Below are 19,435 nucleotides of genomic sequence, written 5' to 3'. Positions count from 1 at the left end.
TCAGAAGCCGGCCGGCTCCACGTAGATCCCCCACTCGTCCCGCAGGGCGTCGCAGATCTCGCCGAGCGTGGCCTCGGCCCGGACCGCCTCCAGCATCGGCTCGATCATGTTGGAGCCGTCCCGCGCGGCGGTCAGCATGGCCGCGAGGCAGTCCCGTACGCGGGCGTCGTCCCGGCCGGTCTTGCGGCCGGCGAGGACGCGGACCTGCTCGCGCTCCACCTCGTGGCTGACGCGCAGGATCTCCAGGTCGCCCGTCACCGAGCCGTGGTGGCAGTTGACGCCGACGACCCGCTTGTCGCCCTTCTCCAGGGACTGCTGGTAGCGGAAGGCGCTCTCGGCGATCTCGCCGGTGAACCAGCCGTCCTCGATGCCGCGCAGGATGCCGGAGGTGACCGGCCCGATGGGGTGCCGCCCGTCGGGGTGGGCCCGCAGGCCCCGCTCCTTGATCTGCTCGAAGATCTTCTCGGCGTCGGCCTCGATGCGGTCGGTGAGCTGCTCGACGTACCAGGCGCCGCCGAGGGGGTCGGCGACGTTGGCGACGCCGGTCTCCTCCATCAGCACCTGCTGGGTGCGCAGCGCGATCTCCGCGGCCTGCTCGCTGGGCAGGGCGAGGGTCTCGTCGAGGGCGTTGGTGTGCAGGGAGTTCGTGCCGCCGAGGACGGCGGCGAGGGCCTCCACGGCCGTCCGCACGACGTTGTTGTACGGCTGCTGGGCGGTCAGCGAGACGCCGGCCGTCTGGGTGTGGAAGCGCAGCCACTGCGCCTTCTCGGACGTCGCGCCGTAGACCTCCTTCATCCAGCGGGCCCAGATGCGGCGGGCCGCGCGGAACTTGGCGATCTCCTCGAAGAAGTCGACGTGGGCGTCGAAGAAGAAGGACAGGCCGGGCGCGAAGGTGTCGACGTCGAGGCCGCGGCTCAGGCCGAGCTCCACGTACCCGAAGCCGTCGGCCAGGGTGTAGGCGAGCTCCTGCGCGGCCGTGGCCCCGGCCTCGCGGATGTGGTAGCCGGAGACGGACAGGGGCTTGTAGGCGGGGATGGAGCGGCTGCAGTGCTCCATCAGGTCGCCGATGAGGCGCAGGTGGGGCTCGGGCGGGAAGAGCCACTCCTTCTGCGCGATGTACTCCTTGAAGATGTCCGTCTGGAGCGTGCCGTTGAGCACGGCGGGGTCGACGCCCTGCCGCTCGGCGGCCACGAGGTACATGCAGAAGACGGGCACGGCGGGCCCGCTGATGGTCATCGACGTCGTCACGTCGCCGAGGGGGATGTCCTTGAAGAGGATCTCCATGTCGGCGGCGGAGTCGATGGCGACGCCGCAGTGGCCGACCTCGCCGAGCGAGCGCGGGTCGTCGGAGTCGCGGCCCATGAGGGTGGGCATGTCGAAGGCCACGCTGAGCCCGCCGCCGCCGTTGGCGAGGATCATCTTGTAGCGCTCGTTGGTCTGCTCGGCGTTGCCGAAGCCGGCGAACTGGCGGATGGTCCAGGTGCGGCCGCGGTAGCCCGTGGCGTACAGGCCGCGGGTGAAGGGGTACTCCCCCGGCCAGCCGATGCGCTCGAAGCCCTCGTAGGCGTCGCCGGGGCGGGGGCCGTAGACGGGGGCGACCTCGTCGCCGGAGAGGGTGGTGAAGTCGGCCTCGCGCTTGCGCGCGGCGTCGAACCGGGCCTGCCAGCGGCTGCGCCCCGCCTCGATTGCGCTTGCGTCCATGGTGGTCTCGTCTGCCTCTCCGTGCGCCGTTGCGCGAATTTAGTAGGACGTCCTACTAAATCGTCGCGCAAGAGCGCCCCGAACACAAGGGGTGTCCGGGGCGCGGCGCGGTCGCGGCGGGTGGCCGTCAGGCGGTGGCCTGCGCGGGCGCGCCTTCCAGCAGGGGCTCGATCTCGCGCACGACCTGCCGCTCGACGAAGAACGCGGCCGTCGGGATGGTGCCGGAGATCAGCACCCACAGCAGCTTGCCGAACTTCCAGCGCGCCTTGGAGCCGAGGTCGAAGGCGAAGACCAGGTAGATGATGAAGAGCACGCCGTGGATCTGCGAGATCACGAGGGTGGCGTTCGCGCCGGTGTCGAAGCCGTACTTGAGGACCATGCTGGCGCAGAGGACCAGCAGCATCACGGCAGTGGCGTAGGCCATCACGCGGTATCGGGTCAGGACGCTCTTCTTCATGACAACGAGCGTAACCGGCCGTTCCGGGCCGATCTTCGCCGCCCCGCCCGGCCGCGCTACTCCTCTTCGGCGGGCTCCTCGAAATCGCCCGCCGCCACCCGCAGGGGCCGCAGCATCGCGAAGATCTCCCCGCACTCCTCCGCCCCGTACGTCCCCAGGCCGAAGTCCATCGCCATCAGGTCGCGCGTGGCCGCGTCGACCACCTCGCGGCCCTTCTCCGTGATCGACGCGAGCGTGCCCCGGCCGTCCTTGGGGTTGGGCCGCTTGGCGACCAGGCCCGAGGCGACCAGGCGGTCCACGGTGTTGGTCACCGACGTCGGGTGCACCATCAGCCGCTCGCCGATCTTCGACATCGGCAGCTCCCCGGCCCTGCTGAACGTGAGCAGCACCAGCGCCTCGTAGCGCGCGAAGGTCAGCCCGTACGGCTTGACCACGGCGTCGACCTGGCCCAGCAGGATCTGATGGGCCCGCATGACCGAGGTGATCGCAGCCATCGAGGGCACGGAGCCCCAGCGCTGCTTCCAGAGCTCGTCGGCTCGGGCGATGGGGTCGAAGGGGAGGCTGAGCGGCTTGGGCACGGTCCCGAGCCTACCGTTCGGTCACTGCACGGACGGCGGTATCTCAGATCCCGGACGTGACCGGACGGCCCGGCTCCGCGGCCACGGCGGCGGCCTCGCGCACCAGCCGCACCGCCGTCGCGAGGCTCAGCCCGCGCTCGGCCTTGCGCAGCGCCTTGATGGCGTGCAGCTCCTGGGTACGGGCGTCGACCCCGGCCTCGGCGAGGATGCCGCGCACCCACTCGGCCCGGACCTCGCGCTCCGGCCGGGCGGCGTGCTCGGCGATCAGCGCGGCGGCGCGCTCCAGGCCGGGCCGCTCCTCGGCGCCGGCGGTGGCCAGCGCCTCGCGTATCGCGGTGGCGGCCGCCTGCGAGTCGCGGAGCACGACGACCTCGAAGTCAGCGCCGGACTTCTTCGTCCCGCCGGTGAACACGTCGAGCATGGCAACTCCCCCTGCAAACCTTGATCGTGGATCACCGAGAGCCTACGACAAGCCGCACGACGCTCCCCACCACGAGGGTCCCGATCACGCCGCCGCCCGCGACGACCCAGTGCGCCGGGACGTACTCCGCGGCCGCCCCCGCGAGCGCCATACCCGTGCCCTGCACGGTCATCGTCCCCGCGGTCTGCAGGGTCATCGCCCGCCCGCGCAGCTCCTCCGGCACGGCGGCGACGAACCACTGGTCGAGGCCGAGCGTGTACGCCGCGCCCAGGCCCGCGAGCGCCACGGTGGCCAGGGCCCAGCCGAGTGACGGCCTCAGCACGTAGAGCAGGAACGGCAGCAGGAGCACGGACGCCGCGGGGAGGGTGATGCGCTCGCGGGCGCGCGGGCCCAGCAGCGAGCCCGCGAGCACCTCGCCGACGATCGTCCCCACGGGCATCCCGCACATCAGCAGCCCCACGCCGGCCGTGCCGGCGCCGATCGCGTCCGCGTACGGGGCCGCCAGGGACTCCGGTGCGACGAGGAAGAGCGGCGGGGCCCAGGAGAGGAGCAGCAGGGCGCGGGTGCGGCGGTCCGCGAGGAGCTGCCGGGCGCCGGACAGGGAGGCGCCGATGACGTCCGCTGTTCCGGCGGTCCGGGCCGGGCGGTGGGGCGTCCCGAAGCGCAGCAGCAGGGCGGAGGCGAGGAACCCGGCGACCGTGAAGAGCAGGGCCGCGCGCGGGGAGACGGCGGTCAGCAGCAGCCCGCCCGCCGCGAAGCCCGCGAGCTGCGCGCCCTGCGTCACGATCCGGATCAGGGAACGGCCGAGGACGAACAGGTCCCCTTCGCCCAGCACGTCCCCGAGCGTGGCCGACCTCGTACCCGCCAGGACGGGCCCGATCAGGGCGCTGAAGCCCCGCATCGCGAGCAGCACGGCCACCGGCGCGCCCGGCAGCGCCATCACCGCCGCGCTCGCCGCGCAGAGCAGATTGCCGACCACGAGCACGCGGCGGGCGGGAGCGCGGTCGGCGACCCCGGCGAGCAGGGTCCCGCCCAGGAGGTACGGCAGGAACCCGAGCGCGAAGGCCAGCGCGCTGAGCAGCGGCGACCCGGTCACCCGGTAGACGAGGACGGACAGCGCGATCTCCCCGGTGACGAGCCCGAGGAGCGAGAGCAGGTGCGCTGCGAACACGGCCCGGAACTCGCGCACGGCGAAGGCGGCGCGGTAGCCGGCGGGACGGCCGGACAGGGACTCGGCGGCGAATGTCATGCCCAGCAGCCTGCGCAGGCGCGCGCCCCGGACCGTACTCTTTCGGCTGCGGACGAAGGACTGGGTGCGGGCCGGGGGGCCGGAAAGGGTGGCCGGCATGCCGCTGCACATGCACTTCGCACCCGGTGACCTGCTGCGCTGCCGGTTCGGGATCTCGCCGCTGTGGGAGACCCACCAGTGCCTCTACACACTGCTGCGCCCCGAGCGCCACGGCTACCACCTGCCGTGGGTGCGGCGCGGGCGGGAGGCGGCGGCCGGGCTCGACCTGACGCTGCTGTCCCTGCTGATGCCGGGCAGGGGGCACCACCCGGATTTCCTCTGCCCGCCGCCGGAGGGGCCGGTGGAGTCCTTCGAGGACGAACTGGCGCGCGTCCGGGCCACGGACCCGGCGGTGGCCCGGGCCGACTTCGCCCGGTCGCTGGCCTGCACCCCGGGCGCGGCCGGCTCACCGGCGGGCCGGGCGCTCCTGGCCGACCCGGAGGGCGCGGTCCGGCAGCTGACGGCCCTCTTCGAGCGGGCCTGGCACCTGCTGCTCGTACCGGAATGGCCGCGGCTGCGCGCGCTGCTGGAGGCCGACGTGGCGTTCCACGCGCGCCGCCTGGCGGACGGCGGCCTGGAGCGGCTCTTCGCCGACCTGCACCCGTCGCTGGTGTGGGCCGACAACACGCTGACGGTCAGGCACCGCAACGACCACACCCGGTCGCTGGGCGGGCGCGGCCTGATGCTCGTCCCGAGCGTGTTCGCCTGGCCCGACGTGATCGGGGGCTTCGAGGCGCCGTGGCAGGCGACGGTGGTCTACCCGGCGCGCGGCATAGGCGGCCTGTGGGCGGAACGGGACCCGCGGGCCGCGGACGCCCTGGTCCGCCTCCTGGGCCCCAACCGCGCGGCCCTCCTGGCGGGCCTGACGGAACCGGCCTCCACGACGACCCTGTCCGCCCGCCACGGCCTGGCCCTGTCCTCGGTCTCCGCGCATCTGTCCGTCCTCCGCGCGGCGGGCCTCCTGGTCTCCCGCCGCCAGGGCCACCAGGTCCTGTACGAACGCACGCCACTGGGGATAGCCCTGGCGGGCGGGGCGCACGTGTGAAGGTCGCAGCGCCCTGAGGGCGGCGTCCGGCGGCTAACGATGCCGCTGAGGACGCGGAGCCGGCCAGGAGAGCTGCGTGAATTTCTCCGAACCGCCTACTCCGAAGACGCGCGAAGAGTACGGTTCTGTACATGAGTGAGACCTTGCCGATCACTGAGGCGCGAGCCCATTTCGGATCTCTGGTCCGACGGGCCTCGCACGCCCGCGAACGCATCACGATCACCGACCACGGTCAGCCCGCAGCCGTGCTGATCAACCCGGAAGAGCTCGCCGACATTGAGGACGCGCTCGCACTCGCTCAGTACCGAGAGCGGCAAGCCGCCGGCACGACAGCCGGCATCCCGCATGAGGAAGTGCGCGCACTACTCGGCCTGGAGCGTGAGTGAGCTTTCAGATCATCTGGGAGCCGCCCGCGATCGACGCAGCAACCCGGTTCCTCAAGGACGACCCCGAAGGGCTGAGCCAGGTCTTCGGCGCAGTAGACCTGCTGGCGGATGATCCTCGGCCAGCAGGATCGTTCGAGTACGGCTCACCCGACCTGCGGAGAATGCGTGTGGGCTCGTACCGGGTCATGTACGAGATCCACGATCAGTCCATAACGATCGTGATCGTCCGCCTCGGCAGGATCGGCTGACATACGTCGGCAACGACGAACGGCCCGGTCCGGGAGTGCGCCTAAACGCTCCCGGACCGGGCCGTTCCCATAGCCGAGAGGTCAGCCCTCCGCGAGGTACCGCTCGACCGTTTCCACCTTCGACGTCAGGCCGTCCGTCACGCCCTCGCGGATGTCCGCCTTCAGGACCAGGGACACGCGGCCCGCCCGGGCCTCGACCGCCGCGACCGCGCGCTTGACGACGTCCATGACCTCGTCCCACTCGCCCTCGATGGACGTGAACATCGCGTCCGTACGGTTCGGCAGACCGGATTCGCGGACGACGCGGACCGCGTCCGCCACGTACTCGCCGACGTCCTCGCCCACACCCAGGGGCGACACCGAGAAAGCGACGATCATGCGTTGACCACGCCCTCCTTGCGGGCGCGGGCGGCGATGACGCTCGCCTCGGCCTCGCGGCGCAGCATGCGGTCGGCGAAGAAGCCGCCGGTCGGCAGGACGGAGAGGACGAAGTAGAGGGCCGCGGTCTTCACGGGCCACTTGGTCTTGTTCCAGGCGTCCACCCAGAAGAGGACGTAGATGACGAAGAGGATGCCGTGGACGGCGCCCATCACCGGGACGGCGTTGAAGTCCGTCGTGCGCTTGAGCACGGAGCAGACGATCAGCAGCAGGAAGGAAACGGCCTCCGGGGCGGAGACCAGGCGGAGCCGGCGCAGGGCGGAGGCGGTCTTGATGTCCACGGGGGTACGCACCTTCGTGAGTCAGTGGCTGGACAGTGGCGGGACGACTACAGCTTGTGATGACATTCACAAGCTCGTCCATTGTTGCAGCCCGGATCCCGATCAGCGGATCCGGGGTCATTCAGGGAGCAATCGGGGGCCGATCAGGGACCGAGGGCCTGTCGACCGGCGAGTCCGCCCGCTAGCTTCGTCCCGTGGCACAGTTTCGGCTCCAGGGGAGCAAAGTCCTCGCCGTCGACCTGACGGGCGATGCGGTCAAGGCCAAGAACGGGTCGATGGTCGCGTACGAGGGCGACATGACGTTCAAGAAGATGACCGGCGGCGGTGACGGCCTCCGCGGCATGGTCACGCGCCGGCTCACCGGCGAGCAGATGGAAGTGATGGAGGTCAAGGGCCGCGGCACCTGCTTCTTCGCCGACCGGGCGACCGAGATCAACCTCGTCTCCCTCCACGGCGAGACGCTCTACGTGGAGGCCAGCAATCTCCTGGCCGCCGACTCCTCCCTGCGCACCGGCACGACCTTCACCGGCCTGCGCGGCGCCTCCCAGGGCAACGGCCTGTTCACGACGACCGTCGAGGGCACGGGCCAGGCGGCGATCATGTCGGACGGCACGGCGATCGTCCTGCGGGTGACGCCCTCCACGCCGCTCCAGGTCGACCCGGGGGCGTACATAGCGCACACCGGCAGGCTCAAGCAGCACTTCCAGTCCGGGGTCAACTTCCGCACGTTCATCGGCGAGGGCTCCGGCGAGGCCTTCCAGATCCGCTTCGAGGGCGAGGGCCTCGTCTACGTCCAGCCCAGCGAGCGCACGACGTTCGGAGGTGACGTGTGATGCCGTTCCGGCCTCTGAACTCCCGCATGGTCGAGGCGACGATCGCGCCCGGCCAGCGCCTCTTCAGCCAGCGCGGCGCCATGCTCGCCTACAAGGGCGACGTCTCCTTCACACCGAGCATCACCGGCGGCCAGGGCGGCGTGATGGGCATGATCGGGCGCCGCATCGCCAACGAGGCCACTCCGCTGATGACCGTGGAGGGCAACGGCACGGTGATGTTCGGCCACGGCGGCCACCACGTCCACGTGGTGGAGCTGGCGGGCGAGACGCTCTACGTGGAGGCGGACCGCCTGCTCGCCTTCGACGGCTCCCTCCAGCAGGGCACGATGTTCATGGGCTCGCAGGGCGGCGTGATGGGCATGGTCCGCGGCCAGGTCACCGGCCAGGGCCTGTTCACGACGACCCTCAAGGGCCACGGCGCGGTCGCCGTGATGGCCCACGGCGGCGTCATCGAGCTGCCGATCCGCTCCGGCCGCCCCGTGCACGTGGACCCGCAGGCGTACGTCGCCCACCGCGGCGACGTCCGCAACAAGCTCTCCACGGCCCTGGGCTGGCGCGAGATGGTGGGGCGCGGTTCCGGGGAGGCGTTCCAGCTGGAGCTGTCCGGCGAGGGCACGGTCTACGTTCAGGCGTCGGAGGAGAAGCTGTGAGCACGGTGAACGGTCCGGTCGTCTTCGACGCGCACACCCTGCCGTCGGACGACAACGTCAATCCGTACGCCTTCAGCGTGGATCTGGACGGGCAGTGGTTCCTCCAGAAGGGGAAGATGATCGCCTATTACGGGCGCATCGACTTCAACGGCATCGGCCACGGCCGTCTCGACCGCCTCATCGCCCACAGCTTCCACTCCCCGCTGCACGCCGCGGACTGGGTGGTCGCCGAGGGGAAGGGCAAGATGCTGCTCGCGGACCGCAGTTTCGACGTCAACTCCTACGACCTGGAGGACGGCAATCTGACGGTGCGGTCGGGCAATCTGCTGGCGTTCCAGCCGTCGCTGTCGCTCAAGCAGTCGATCGTGCCGGGGTTCCTGACGCTGATCGGCACGGGCAAGTTCGTGGCGGCCTCCAACGGCCCGGTCGTCTTTGTCGAGCCGCCCATCCGGGTGGATCCGCAGGCCCTCGTCGGCTGGGCCGACTGCCCCTCCCCCTGCCACCACTACGACCACCAGTACCTGCGGGGCGTGGTGGGCGGCGTGCGGGCGTTCACGGGGCTGGGCGGGACCTCGGGCGAGGAGCACCAGTTCGAGTTCGTGGGAGCCGGTACGGTGCTGCTCCAGTCCACCGAGCAGCTGATGGCCGACATCCCCACCGGTGAGACCCCCCAGCAGCAAGGGGTCCCCCACGCAACACCCTCGAATCAGCCATCTATGCCCCGGATGCCGGGCCAGCTCGGAGACCTCCAGCGCCGCTTCGGGCTGTGAGCGGTACTCTGCGGAGTGTGACGTCGAACGTGTGACCTCACACTCCGCACCCCGTTGGTTAATCTTTCAACTTTCTTAGGTAGAATTCCTCTATGTCTATGGACACCGAGAACGGCACCCGCTGGCTCAGCGAAGAGGAACAGCGCGCCTGGCGCGCCCACCTGGACGTCAGCCGCCTGCTGATGCACCAGCTCGAACGGGACCTGCAGCCGTTCGGCCTCACCAACAACGACTACGAGATCCTGGTCAACCTCTCGGAGTCCGAGGACCACCGCATGCGGATGAGCGACCTCGCCACCGCCACCCTGCAGTCGAAGAGCCGCCTCTCGCACCAGATCACCCGCATGGAGAACGCGGGCCTGGTCCGCCGCGAGAACTGCGAGTCGGACCGCCGGGGCCTGTACGCCGTCCTCACGGAGCACGGCTGGGACACGATGCGCCAGGTGGCCCCGCACCACGTCGCCTCGGTGCGCGAGCACTTCATCGACCTCCTGGGCGAGGCCGACCTCAAGTCGCTGCACGCCTCCCTGACCCCGGTGGCCCAGCACCTGCGCTCGCTCCGCGGCCGCAGCTGAGCCGGCCCCGCCGCTCCGCCCCGCCGCTCCGCCACCCCGCTCCGCCCGCCGTCAGGGGCGGGCCTCCACCCCGGTGTAACCGGCCCAGATGCGGGCCGGGAAGACGGTGCCGCGCCGGGAGTCCTCACCTCCCACCGCGGCCATCGGCAGGAGCGGCCCCCCGTCCGGCTTCGTGCGGAAGACCGTGACGGCCGTGGACAGGCTGTCCGTGTAGCCCACGTACCAGGCCGAGTTCATCCGGTCCTGGTCGCCGGTGCGGGCCGCCGCATGGCCCTCCGGGGTCCGCAGGGCCTCCGTGACCTCCTCCGCGGTCTCCTTCGCGAAGGCCCGCCGCGCCTTGGCGCGGCTCTCGAAACCCCCCACCGAACGGCCGTCCTTGACGACCTTGGTGACCGAATACGGGTCGTTCTGCAAGCCCTCATGGGCGAACGTCCCGTACGCGGCGGCCATCCGCACGGCGCTCGGCGTGGACGAGCCGATGGGGAACGACTCGTCCGGGCGGGCCATGCTGCCCTTGAGGAGCCCGGCGCGCACGGCCGTGTCGCGGACCTGCCCGGCGCCGGTCTCCTTGCCCAGGCGGACGTACGTGGCGTTGCCGCCGGACGTCAGCGCCCGGCGCAGGGTGGGGTGGTTGTCGTCGGGCCCCTGGCCGGCGCGCAGCTTGCCGGCGTCGTCGTAGTAGCTGTCCGCGTCCGCCCCGCCCTCCAGGGCGGCGGCCAGGACGAACGGCTTGAAGGCCGAGCCCACGGGGACGCCCGAGGTGTCGGCGTTGTTGGCGAAGTGCTTCGTGGCGTCGGGCCCGCCGTAGAGGGCGAGGACGGCGCCGTCCGAGGGGCGCACGGAGGCCGCCCCGACCTGGACGTCCGTGTCGCTGTCCGGCCGCTCGGCGGGGTCGATGCCCTTGGCGACGACGTCGTCGACGGACTTCTTCAGCCGCTGCATCCGGGCCTTGTCGAAGGTGGTGTGGATCCGGTAGCCGCCGTGGGCCAGGTCCTGCTCGGAGAGCATGGCCCGCTGCTTGATGTACTTGTTGGCGACGTCGACGAGATAGCCGGTCTGGCCGCCGAGGCCGCCGGCCACGGACGGCTTGCGGGGCTCGGGGAAGTCCCGGTACGTGTCCCGCTCGGCGCGGGACATGCGGCCGGTCCGCACCTCCCGGTCGAGGATCCACTTCCAGCGCTCCACCGCCCGCTCGTGGTTGCCCGCGCCGACCGAGGGGTCGTAGAGCTCGGCGCCCTTCAACAGGGCGGCCAGCATGGCGCTCTGACTGGGGTTCAGCTTCTTGGCGGGAATGCCGTAGTAGGACTGCGCCGCGGCCTCGATCCCGTACGCCCCGCGCCCGAACCAGCTGGTGTTGAGGTAGCCCTGGAGCACTTCCTGCTTGCTCTTGGTCCGGTCCACCTTCAGGGCGATGACGAGCTCCTTGACCTTCCGGGTGGCGGTCTGCTCCTGGGAGAGGTAGGTGTTCTTCACGTACTGCTGGGTGATCGTGGAGCCGCCCTGGGTCTCCTCGCCGCCCGCCGTGCTGGCGAAGGCCCGCATGATGCCCTTGAACGACACGCCGCGGTCGCTGTAGAAGGTCTCGTTCTCGGCGGCTATCACCGCGTTCTGCGCGGACTCCGGCACGTCGGACAGGTGGACCATGGTGCGGTTGACCTCGCCGACGCTCGCGAGCTGCGAACCGTCCGACCAGTAGTACGTGTTGGCCTCCTGGCGGGCCGCCGCGTTCTCGTCGGGGATGCCGACGGTGGCGTACACGTACGCGAACAGGCCCGCCGCGCACGCGACGAAGAACAGCACCGCCCCCAGCCACTGCCGCCACGACGGGAGCCAGCGGCGCACGCCGCGTCTGCCGCGGCGGGGGTAGTCGACGAAACGCTTGCGGGGCGCCGCGGCCGCCGTCGCCTCCTTCTCGCGGCGGCGGGTGCGCGGCTTGTGCCGGTTCTTGCTCAAGGGCTCGATCGCTCTCGACGGGAACGGGGTACGCCGTGGAAGACGGCCCCGGAGCAAGATCCGGTTCGGCTGTTCGTGTGAGCGTTCTATGACAGGCGGCGGAAAGCGCTCCCGGCCCGTACGCCCGCCGGGCGCTCAGTTGTTCGTGATCCCCGCCACCAGTTCGTCCGCGGCCGCGTACGGGTCCAGCGAGCCGCCCACGATGCGCTCCGCCAGGGCGGTCAGGCGGCGGTCGCCGTGCAGATCCGCGATGCGCTCGCGCAGGGCCGTGACGGCGATGGTCTCGACCTCGCGCGCGGCCCGGGCCGTGCGGCGGTCGGCCAGGACGCCCCGCTCCTCCATCCAGGCCCGGTGCTTCTCCAGCGCCTCGACCAGCTCGTCCATGCCCTCGCCGCGCGCGGCGACGGTCTTGACGATGGGCGGCCGCCAGTCGCCGGCGGCCCGGGCCTCGCCCAGGCCCAGCATGTGGTTGAGCTCGCGCGCCGTGGCGTCGGCGCCGTCGCGGTCGGCCTTGTTGACGACGTAGACGTCGCCGATCTCCAGGATTCCGGCCTTCGCGGCCTGGATGCCGTCGCCCATGCCGGGGGCGAGGAGCACCACGCTCGTGTCGGCCTGGGAGGCGATCTCCACCTCGGACTGGCCGACGCCGACCGTCTCGACGAGGATCACGTCGCACCCGGCCGCGTCCAGCACGCGGATGGCCTGCGGGGCGGCCCAGGCCAGGCCGCCCAGGTGGCCGCGGGTGGCCATGGAGCGGATGTAGACGCCGGGGTCGGAGGCGTGGTCGGACATCCGTACGCGGTCGCCGAGCAGGGCGCCGCCCGAGAACGGCGAGGACGGGTCGACGGCCAGCACGCCGACCCGCTTGCCCATCCGGCGGTACGCGCTGACCAGCGCCGACGTGGAGGTGGACTTGCCGACGCCGGGCGATCCGGTGAGGCCGACGACGTAGGCGCCGCCGGTCAGCGGGGCCAGGGCGGCCATGACGTCGCGCAGGTGCGGGGACGCCCCCTCCACCAGGGAGATCAGCCGGGCCACGGCGCGCGGCCGGCCTTCGCGGGCCTGCTCCACCAGGGCGGGGACGTCCACCATCACGGCTCCGTTCTCAGAAGGGCTCTCGGCAGCGCGGGTTACTTGCCGGGCACCCGGATGATCAGGGCGTCGCCCTGGCCGCCGCCGCCGCACAGGGCCGCCGCGCCGATGCCGCCGCCGCGCCGCTTGAGCTCCAGCGCGAGGTGGAGGACGGTGCGGGCGCCGGACATGCCGATCGGGTGGCCGAGCGCGATGGCCCCGCCGTTGACGTTCACCTTTTCCGGGGATACGCCGAGGTCCTTGATTGACTGCACGAGGACGGCGGCGAACGCCTCGTTGATCTCGATGAGATCGAGGTCCTCGACGGTCAGGCCCTCGCGCCGCAGCGCGTGCAGGATGGCGTTGGAGGGCTGGGAGTGCAGGGAGTTGTCCGGGCCGGCGACGTTGCCGTGGGCGCCGATCTCGGCGATCCATTCCAGGCCCAGCTCCTCGGCCTTGGCCTTGCTCATCACGACGACGGCGGCGGCGCCGTCGGAGATCTGCGAGGAGGTGCCGGCGGTGATGGTGCCGTCCTTGCTGAAGGACGGGCGGAGCTTGCCGAGGACCTCGGTGGTGGTGTCGCCGCGGATGCCCTCGTCGTGGGCGAAGACGACCGGGTCGCCCTTGCGCTGCGGGACCTCGACGGGGGTGATCTCGGCCTCGAAGATGCCGTTCTTCTGGGCGGCGGCGGCGCGCTGGTGGGAGCGGGCGCCGATCTCGTCCTGCTCGGCGCGGCCGATGCCGAGGCGGGTGTTGTGGTTCTCGGTGGAGGCGCCCATGGCGATGGACTCGAAGGAGTCGGTGAGGCCGTCGTGGTCCATCGAGTCGAGCATCTCGATCGCGCCGTACTTGTAGCCCTCGCGGGACTTGGGCAGCAGGTGCGGGGCGTTGGTCATGGACTCCTGGCCGCCGGCGACGACGATGTCGAACTCGCCCGCGCGGATGAGCTGGTCGGCCAGCGCGATGGCGTCGAGGCCGGAGAGGCAGACCTTGTTGATGTTCAGGGCGGGGATGTGCAGGGGGATGCCGGCCTTGACCGCGGCCTGGCGGGCGGGGATCTGGCCGGCGCCGGCCTGGAGCACCTGACCCATGATCACGTACTGCACCTGGTCGCCGCCGATGCCTGCCCGGTCGAGCGCGGCCTTGATGGCGAAGCCGCCCAGCTCGGCCGCGGAGAAGCTGCGCAGCGAGCCGAGCAGCTTGCCCATGGGCGTCCGGGCGCCCGCGACGATCACGGAAGTGGTGCCGGTCTTGCCGTTCGTGCCGGTCATGGCAGCGGCCCTTTCGGGTGGTGGATGGTCGACGGGGCGGCCGGTGCTTCCGGCCGGGGGTCCGGGGGTTGTCCCCCCGGAGGGTGCAGCGCGGTGGTTTCGTCAATGTACTGAGCGGTACTCCCGCGGTCACCGGGCAGCGGGTGTGATCGCAAGCACGTTGCGTACACGTTGCGTGACCAACCCGTACGGCGGTGGACTGGTTCCATGCTGACGCGTATCGACCACATCGGGATCGCCTGCTTCGACCTCGACCGGACTGTCGAGTTCTACCGTGCCACGTACGGCTTCGAGGTGTTCCACACCGAGGTCAACGAGGAGCAGGGTGTCCGTGAGGCCATGCTGAAAATCAATGAGACCTCCGACGGCGGGGCCTCCTACTTGCAGCTGCTGGAGCCGACGCGGGAGGACTCCGCGGTGGGCAAGTGGCTGGCGAAGAACGGCGAGGGCGTTCACCACATCGCGTTCGGCACGGCGGACGTGGACGGGGACGCCGAGGCCGTCCGCGGCAAGGGCGTCCGGGTGCTCTACGACGAGCCGCGGCGCGGTTCGATGGGGTCGCGGATCACCTTCCTGCACCCCAAGGACTGCCACGGCGTGCTGACGGAACTGGTCACCTCGGCGCCCCCCGCGGACCCGGAGCACTGACCCCCACTCCCCCCGGCCGGTAGAGTGCGGGTTCGGCCGGGGTCCTGGGGTGGGGGCCCGGACCGGGCTGTACCGATGATCTGACACCATTTCTTCGGAAGGGCGGGCTCCGGATTCCAACCGATACACGCGGGAACGGGCCGGCCGCCAAGGCGACCAGGGGACGGATGGGACCGCGCAGTGCGGGGCAACGAGCGCCACGAACGTGAGTGGGCTGAGGCCGACCACCTCTCGCAATTCGAAGCCGAGATGGAGCGGCTGAAGAAGGAGCGGGAGAAGGCGGTCCAGCACGCCGACGACCTCGGCTACCAGGTCGAGGTGCTGCGCGCCAAGCTCCACGAGGCGCGCCGCAATCTCGCCCACCGCCCGGCGTACGACACCGCCGACATGGGTTACCAGGCGGAGCAGTTGCTCCGCAATGCCCAGATTCAGGCGGATCAGATGCGTACGGACGCCGAGCGCGAGCTGCGCGAGGCCCGGGCGCAGACGCAGCGGCTGCTTCAGGAGCAGGCCGAGCGCCAGGCCCGGATGGAGGCCGAGCTCCACGCGGAGGCCGTCGCCCGCCGCCAGCGCCTGGACGAGGAGCTCAACGAGCGCCGCCAGACCGTCGAGTCGCACGTCAACGAGAACGTCGCCTGGGCCGAGCAGCTGCGGGCGCGTACGGAGTCGCAGGCGCGCCGGCTGCTGGAGGAGTCCCGGGCGGAGGCCGAGCAGGCCCTGGTCGCGGCCCGCACCGAGGCCCAGCGCCTGACCGAGCAGGCGCGGGCCCGCCTCAGCTCCGCCGCCGACGAGGCCCGCGCCGAGGCCGAGGCGCTGCTGCGCCGGGCGCGCGCCGACGCCGAGCGGCTGCTGACCGCCGCGTCCGCGCAGGCGCAGGAGGCCACCGACCACGCCGAGCAGCTGCGGGCGGCCGCCGGCAGCGAGAGCGAGCAGGCGCGTACGGTCGCGGCCGAGCTGAGCCGTACCGCCGACGCCCGCTTGCAGGAGGCCGACGCGGCGCTGCGCGAGGCGCGCGCCGAGGCCGAGAAGCTGGTCACCGAGGCGAAGGACAGCGCGGCGCGCACCCTGTCCGGCGCCGAGTCGGAGAACGAGCAGCGCACCCGTACGGCCCGGGCCGAGGTGGCCCGGCTGGTCAGCGAGGCCACGAAGGAGGCCGAGGCCCTCAAGGCCGAGGCCGGGCAGCTGCGGGCGGACGCCGCCGCGGAGGCCGAGCGGCTGGTCGCCGAGGCCGCGGAGAAGGCCCGCAGCGCCGCCGCGGAGGACTCCGCGGCCCAGCTCGCCAAGGCCGCCCGCACGGCCGAGGAGGTCCTGTCCAAGGCCTCCGAGGACGCCCGCGCCACCACGAAGGCCGCCGCCGCCGAGGCGGAACGCATCCGCAAGGAGGCCGAGTCCGAGGCCGAGCGGCTGCGCGAGCAGGCCGCGGACACCGCCGAGCAGCTCAAGGGCGCGGCGAAGGACGACACCAAGGAGTACCGCGCCAAGACCGTCGAGCTCCAGGAGGAGGCGCGGCGGCTGCGCGGCGAGGCCGAGCAGCTGCGGGCCGATGCCGTCGCCGAGGGCGAGCGGCTCCGGGGCGAGGCCCGGCGCGAGGCGCTCCAGCAGATCGAGGAGGCGGCGAAGACCGCCGAGGAGCTGCTGGCCAAGGCCAAGGCCGATGCGGAGGAGACGCGCGGCAGCGCGGCCGCGGACGGCGAGCGGGTCCGGGCCGAGGCCGCCGAGCGGGCCGCCTCCCTGCGCAAGCAGGCCGAGGAGGCCCTGGAGCGGGCGCGCACCGAGGCCGAGGAGATGGCCGAGGAGGCCGAGGACCACGCCGAGCGCACCCGCACCGAGGCCGAGGAGGCCGCGCGGAAGCTGCGCGAGGAGACCGAGAAGGCCGCGGAGGCGCGCCGCGCCGAGGCCGACGCGGAGCTGACCCGCCTGCACACCGAGGCCGAGCAGCGCGTGGAGGCCGCCGAGGAGGCGCTGCGCGACGCCCGCACGGAGGCGGAGCGGCTGCGCCGCGAGGCCGCCGAGGAGACCGAGCGGCAGCGCACGGAGGCCGCGGAGCGGGTGCGCACGCTTCAGTCGCAGGCCGAGACGGAGGCGGAGCGGCTGCGCACCGAGGCGGCCGAGGAGGCCGCCGCCGCGCGCAGCGAGGGCGAGTCCGCCGGTGCGCGGCTGCGCGCCGAGGCCAATGCCGAGGCCGAGCGGCTGCGCAGTGAGGCGCAGGAGACCGCCGACCGGGTGCGGGCCGAGGCGAACGCCGCCGCCGAGCGCACGGCCGCCGAGGCCGCCGAGGCGCTGGCCGCCGCGCAGGAGGAGGCCGCCCGCCGCCGGCGCGAGGCCGAGGAGCTGCTGGGCGACGCCCGTACGGAGGCGCAGGCCGAGCGGGAGGCGGCGCGCGAGCAGAGCGAGGAGCTGCTGGCTTCGGCGCGCAAGCGGGTCACCGAGGCGCAGGAGGAGGCCCGGCGCCTGGTCGAGGACGCCGAGCAGCGCGCCGCCGAGCTGGTGTCGGCCGCCGAGGCGACCGCGCAGCAGGTGCGGGACTCCGTCGCGGGGCTGCACGAGCAGGCCGAGGAGGAGATCGCCGGGCTGCGCTCGGCCGCCGAGCACAACGCGGAGCGCACCCGCACCGAGGCGCAGGAGGAGGCCGACCGGGTCCGGACCGACGCGTACGCCGAGCGCGAGCGCGCCGGTGAGGACGCGGCCCGGATCCGCGCCGAGGCGCAGGCCGCCGCGGAGGCTTCCGCCGCTGAGGCGGAGCGCACGCTCGAGGAGGCGGTCACGGAGGGCCGGCGCCTGGAGGCGGAGGCCGCCCGCACGCTGGAGGAGGCCACCGACAGCGCCCACGCCAAGCTCGCCGAGGCGGGCGTGCAGGCCGACGAGCTGCTCTCCGAGGCCATGGCCGAGGCGGAGAAGCTGATCGCGGAGGCCGAGGAGACCGCCGAGCAGGCGCGGCGCGACGCCGCCGCCACGGCCGACGAAGCGCGGGCCGCGGCAGCGGCGCGCCGCTCCGAGGCCGCCGAGCAGGCCGATGCCCTGATGGCGGAGGCCACGGCGGAGGCGGAGCGGCTGGTCGCCGAGGCCACGTCCGTCCTGGACGAGGCGCGCGAGTCGGCGCGGGCGCAGCAGGCGGAGGCGGCCGCGGAGGCCGCCCGGCTGCGCGCCGAGGCCGAGCAGACGGTCACGCAGGCCCGCAAGGACGCCGAGAAGCACCGCAGCGAGGCCGCGGAGGCCGCCGAGGCGCTGCTCGCCAAGGCGAAGGCCGACGCGGAGCGTACGGTCGCCGAGGCGTCCGCCCGGTCCAAGCAGATGCGCACCGACGCGTCCGACGCGCTGGCGTCGGCCGAGCAGGACGCGTCCCGGGCGCGGGCCGAGGCCCGCGAGGACGCGAACAAGATGCGTTCCGAGGGCCACGCCGAGGCCGCGCGGATCGTCAAGGAGGCCGAGGAGCTCACCTCCGGGGCGCAGGCCGAGGCGGACCGCATCGTCGACGAGGCCCGCGAGGCCGCGGGCCGGCGCCGCACGGAGGCGGCCGCGCAGGCCGACGAGCTGCTCGCCGAGGCCACGGCCGAGGCGGAGAAGCTGCGGACCGAGGCCGCCGCGACGGTGGAGGCCGCGCGCCGCGACGCCGCCCGGATGACCGAGGAGGCCACGGAGGCCGCCGAGGCCGCCCGTGCCGACGCCGCCGGGCAGGCCGAGCGCATGCTCGCCGAGGCGGACGCCGAGTCCGAGCGGCTGCGCGGCGACGCCGCCCGCGTCCTCGACGAGGCCCGCGAGGCGGCGAACAACCGCCGCGCGGAGGCCGCCGAGCAGGCGGACACGCTCGTCGCCGAGGCGGCCTCGGAGGCCGAGCGGATGGCGGCGGAGGCCGCCGAGGCGCTGGCCGCCGCGCAGGAGAACGCCAACAGCACGCGCGCGGACTCCGCGCGCCTCAAGGCCGACGCCGTCCAGGAGGCGGAGCGGCTGCGCGCGGAGGCGCGCGCCGAGGGCGAGCGGACCGTCGACGACGCCCGCGAGGCCGCCGCCAAGCGGCTGGCCGACGCCGGCGAGCAGGCGGACGCCCTGATCGCCAAGGCGCAGGAGGAGGCGCTGCGCACGGCCGCGGCCGCCGAGGAGCAGGCCGACACGATGGTGGGCGTGGCCCGCCGCGAGGCCGAGCGGCTCGTCTCCGAGGCCACCGGCGAGGGCAACGCCCTGGTGGAGCAGGCCCGTACGGACGCGGACACGCTGCTCGCCGAGGCCCGTGGCGACGCCACGGCGATAAGGGAGCGCGCCGACGAGCTGCGCTCGCGCGTCGAGGGCGAGGTCGAGGAGCTGCACGGCCGGGCGCGCCGCGAGGCCGCCGAGGCGATGCAGTCGGCGGGCGAGCGCTGCGACAAGCTCGTCGCGGCCGCGACGGAGCAGCTCGCGGAGGCCGAGGAGAAGGCGAAGAAGCTGCTGTCCGACGCGAGCAGCGAGGCCAGCAAGGTGCGGATCGCCGCGGTGAAGAAGGCGGAGGGGCTGCTCAAGGAGGCCGAGCAGAAGAAGGCGGCCGCCGTACGCGAGTCGGAGCGCCTGCGCACCGAGGGTGCGGAGGAAGCCGCGCGCCTTGTCGAGGAGGGAAAGCGCGAGTTGGAGGTCCTGGTGCGTCGTCGCGAGGACATTCAGGCGGAGATTTCCCGTGTCCAGGACGTGTTGGAGGCGTTGGAATCTTTTGAGGCCCCGGGGGCCGGAAGCGCCAAGGATGGCGGCGGGGTGAAGGCAGCGGCCGGTGCCGGTGCTACTCGTTCGGGTGGCAAGCAGTCACAGAAGTAGCCACTCAAACGGGGGGACATTCTCCAGATCTGCCATCCATTCACC

At 72.7% G+C, this 19,435-nt stretch carries 19 protein-coding genes; 9 read left to right on the top strand and 10 right to left on the bottom strand.

What is annotated here, in order from left to right; translation table 11 throughout:
* The 5 genes from icmA to PS271_RS20485 all read right to left on the bottom strand — a co-directional run bounded on the left by icmA (nucleotide 1) and on the right by PS271_RS20485 (nucleotide 4,406).
* Nucleotides 1-1,701, bottom strand: a complete 1,701-nt coding sequence (gene icmA, locus PS271_RS20505; protein ID WP_398383594.1) for a coenzyme B12-dependent isobutyryl-CoA mutase large subunit — start codon at nucleotides 1,699-1,701, stop codon at nucleotides 1-3.
* Between the two features lie 127 nt (nucleotides 1,702-1,828).
* On the bottom strand, nucleotides 1,829-2,158 hold the full coding sequence (locus tag PS271_RS20500; RefSeq protein WP_398383593.1) for a DUF3817 domain-containing protein: 330 nt from the start codon (nucleotides 2,156-2,158) through the stop codon (nucleotides 1,829-1,831).
* 56 nt (nucleotides 2,159-2,214) lie between these two features.
* Entirely contained in the window at nucleotides 2,215-2,736 is a 522-nt protein-coding gene (locus tag PS271_RS20495; RefSeq protein ID WP_398383591.1) for a MarR family winged helix-turn-helix transcriptional regulator, read from the bottom strand.
* A 43-nt stretch (nucleotides 2,737-2,779) separates the two neighbouring features.
* Complete coding sequence (locus PS271_RS20490) at nucleotides 2,780-3,157, bottom strand: hypothetical protein (RefSeq protein WP_398383590.1); 378 nt, start codon at nucleotides 3,155-3,157, stop codon at nucleotides 2,780-2,782.
* 31 nt (nucleotides 3,158-3,188) lie between these two features.
* Complete coding sequence (locus tag PS271_RS20485) at nucleotides 3,189-4,406, bottom strand: MFS transporter (protein WP_398383589.1); 1,218 nt, start codon at nucleotides 4,404-4,406, stop codon at nucleotides 3,189-3,191.
* Nucleotides 4,407-4,503: 97 nt separating this feature from the next.
* Here PS271_RS20485 and PS271_RS20480 point away from each other — a divergent pair, with 97 nt between their 5' ends.
* From PS271_RS20480 to PS271_RS20470, 3 genes are all read left to right on the top strand, one after another.
* Nucleotides 4,504-5,490, top strand: coding sequence for an ArsR/SmtB family transcription factor (locus tag PS271_RS20480; protein WP_398383588.1), 987 nt, complete (start codon nucleotides 4,504-4,506; stop codon nucleotides 5,488-5,490).
* Nucleotides 5,491-5,621: 131 nt separating this feature from the next.
* Nucleotides 5,622-5,876, top strand: a complete 255-nt coding sequence (locus tag PS271_RS20475; protein ID WP_398383587.1) for a type II toxin-antitoxin system Phd/YefM family antitoxin — start codon at nucleotides 5,622-5,624, stop codon at nucleotides 5,874-5,876.
* A complete protein-coding gene (locus PS271_RS20470; protein ID WP_398383586.1) occupies nucleotides 5,873-6,124 on the top strand; it encodes a type II toxin-antitoxin system RelE family toxin in 252 nt (83 codons plus the stop codon). The genes PS271_RS20475 and PS271_RS20470 overlap by 4 nt, the downstream gene beginning before the upstream one ends.
* A gap of 81 nt (nucleotides 6,125-6,205) precedes the next feature.
* On the opposite strand, the gene PS271_RS20465 is transcribed toward PS271_RS20470, so the two are convergent.
* Together PS271_RS20465 and PS271_RS20460 are read right to left on the bottom strand one after the other, a co-directional pair.
* Nucleotides 6,206-6,502 (bottom strand): MTH1187 family thiamine-binding protein, encoded by a 297-nt coding sequence (locus tag PS271_RS20465; RefSeq protein WP_398383585.1) that lies wholly within the window; start codon nucleotides 6,500-6,502, stop codon nucleotides 6,206-6,208.
* Complete coding sequence (locus tag PS271_RS20460; RefSeq protein ID WP_398383583.1) at nucleotides 6,499-6,843, bottom strand: DUF3817 domain-containing protein; 345 nt, start codon at nucleotides 6,841-6,843, stop codon at nucleotides 6,499-6,501. The genes PS271_RS20465 and PS271_RS20460 overlap by 4 nt, the downstream gene beginning before the upstream one ends.
* Nucleotides 6,844-7,037: 194 nt before the next feature.
* Here PS271_RS20460 and PS271_RS20455 point away from each other — a divergent pair, with 194 nt between their 5' ends.
* From PS271_RS20455 to PS271_RS20440, 4 genes are all read left to right on the top strand, one after another.
* Nucleotides 7,038-7,676: an AIM24 family protein gene (locus PS271_RS20455; RefSeq protein ID WP_398383582.1), complete on the top strand. Its 639-nt coding sequence runs from the start codon at nucleotides 7,038-7,040 to the stop codon at nucleotides 7,674-7,676.
* On the top strand, nucleotides 7,676-8,326 hold the full coding sequence (locus PS271_RS20450) for an AIM24 family protein (RefSeq protein ID WP_398383580.1): 651 nt from the start codon (nucleotides 7,676-7,678) through the stop codon (nucleotides 8,324-8,326). Before PS271_RS20455 ends, PS271_RS20450 begins: the two co-directional genes overlap by 1 nt.
* 5 nt (nucleotides 8,327-8,331) lie before the next feature.
* A complete protein-coding gene (locus PS271_RS20445) occupies nucleotides 8,332-9,096 on the top strand; it encodes an AIM24 family protein (protein ID WP_398386953.1) in 765 nt (254 codons plus the stop codon).
* Between the two features lie 98 nt (nucleotides 9,097-9,194).
* Complete coding sequence (locus PS271_RS20440; protein WP_398386951.1) at nucleotides 9,195-9,671, top strand: MarR family winged helix-turn-helix transcriptional regulator; 477 nt, start codon at nucleotides 9,195-9,197, stop codon at nucleotides 9,669-9,671.
* Between the two features lie 51 nt (nucleotides 9,672-9,722).
* Here the strand turns inward: PS271_RS20440 and PS271_RS20435 are convergent, their stop codons facing one another.
* From PS271_RS20435 to PS271_RS20425, 3 genes are all read right to left on the bottom strand, one after another.
* On the bottom strand, nucleotides 9,723-11,624 hold the full coding sequence (locus PS271_RS20435) for a transglycosylase domain-containing protein (RefSeq protein ID WP_398383579.1): 1,902 nt from the start codon (nucleotides 11,622-11,624) through the stop codon (nucleotides 9,723-9,725).
* 135 nt (nucleotides 11,625-11,759) lie between these two features.
* Complete coding sequence (gene meaB, locus PS271_RS20430) at nucleotides 11,760-12,716, bottom strand: methylmalonyl Co-A mutase-associated GTPase MeaB (RefSeq protein WP_398383577.1); 957 nt, start codon at nucleotides 12,714-12,716, stop codon at nucleotides 11,760-11,762.
* A gap of 38 nt (nucleotides 12,717-12,754) precedes the next feature.
* Nucleotides 12,755-13,966, bottom strand: coding sequence for an acetyl-CoA C-acetyltransferase (locus tag PS271_RS20425; RefSeq protein ID WP_398383575.1), 1,212 nt, complete (start codon nucleotides 13,964-13,966; stop codon nucleotides 12,755-12,757).
* 207 nt (nucleotides 13,967-14,173) lie between these two features.
* On the opposite strand from PS271_RS20425, the gene mce reads away from it, so the two are divergent.
* Together mce and scy are read left to right on the top strand one after the other, a co-directional pair.
* Nucleotides 14,174-14,614 carry a methylmalonyl-CoA epimerase gene (mce, locus tag PS271_RS20420; RefSeq protein ID WP_356277308.1) on the top strand — a complete coding sequence of 147 codons (441 nt, stop codon included), beginning with the start codon at nucleotides 14,174-14,176 and terminating at the stop codon, nucleotides 14,612-14,614.
* 180 nt (nucleotides 14,615-14,794) lie between these two features.
* A complete protein-coding gene (gene scy, locus PS271_RS20415; RefSeq protein WP_398383573.1) occupies nucleotides 14,795-19,390 on the top strand; it encodes a polarized growth protein Scy in 4,596 nt (1,531 codons plus the stop codon).
* Nucleotides 19,391-19,435: the final 45 nt, after the last annotated feature.

It is taken from the genome of Streptomyces sp. SCA2-17, from assembly GCF_044336695.1.
The sequence above is the reverse complement of the archived record's forward strand: the minus strand, read 5'-3'. Positions and strand labels throughout refer to the sequence as shown.

Bases quoted from the DNA above. Each gene is read 5' to 3' on its own strand.
- icmA (WP_398383594.1), bottom strand. From the start codon at position 1,701: ATGGACGCAAGCGCAATCGAGGCGGGGCGCAGCCGCTGGCAGGCCCGG.
- PS271_RS20500 (WP_398383593.1), bottom strand. From the start codon at position 2,158: ATGAAGAAGAGCGTCCTGACCCGATACCGCGTGATGGCCTACGCCACT.
- PS271_RS20490 (WP_398383590.1), bottom strand. From the start codon at position 3,157: ATGCTCGACGTGTTCACCGGCGGGACGAAGAAGTCCGGCGCTGACTTC.
- PS271_RS20485 (WP_398383589.1), bottom strand. From the start codon at position 4,406: ATGACATTCGCCGCCGAGTCCCTGTCCGGCCGTCCCGCCGGCTACCGC.
- PS271_RS20480 (WP_398383588.1), top strand. From the start codon at position 4,504: ATGCCGCTGCACATGCACTTCGCACCCGGTGACCTGCTGCGCTGCCGG.
- PS271_RS20475 (WP_398383587.1), top strand. From the start codon at position 5,622: ATGAGTGAGACCTTGCCGATCACTGAGGCGCGAGCCCATTTCGGATCT.
- PS271_RS20465 (WP_398383585.1), bottom strand. From the start codon at position 6,502: ATGATCGTCGCTTTCTCGGTGTCGCCCCTGGGTGTGGGCGAGGACGTC.
- PS271_RS20450 (WP_398383580.1), top strand. From the start codon at position 7,676: ATGCCGTTCCGGCCTCTGAACTCCCGCATGGTCGAGGCGACGATCGCG.
- PS271_RS20440 (WP_398386951.1), top strand. From the start codon at position 9,195: ATGGACACCGAGAACGGCACCCGCTGGCTCAGCGAAGAGGAACAGCGC.
- meaB (WP_398383577.1), bottom strand. From the start codon at position 12,716: ATGGTGGACGTCCCCGCCCTGGTGGAGCAGGCCCGCGAAGGCCGGCCG.
- PS271_RS20425 (WP_398383575.1), bottom strand. From the start codon at position 13,966: ATGACCGGCACGAACGGCAAGACCGGCACCACTTCCGTGATCGTCGCG.
- mce (WP_356277308.1), top strand. From the start codon at position 14,174: ATGCTGACGCGTATCGACCACATCGGGATCGCCTGCTTCGACCTCGAC.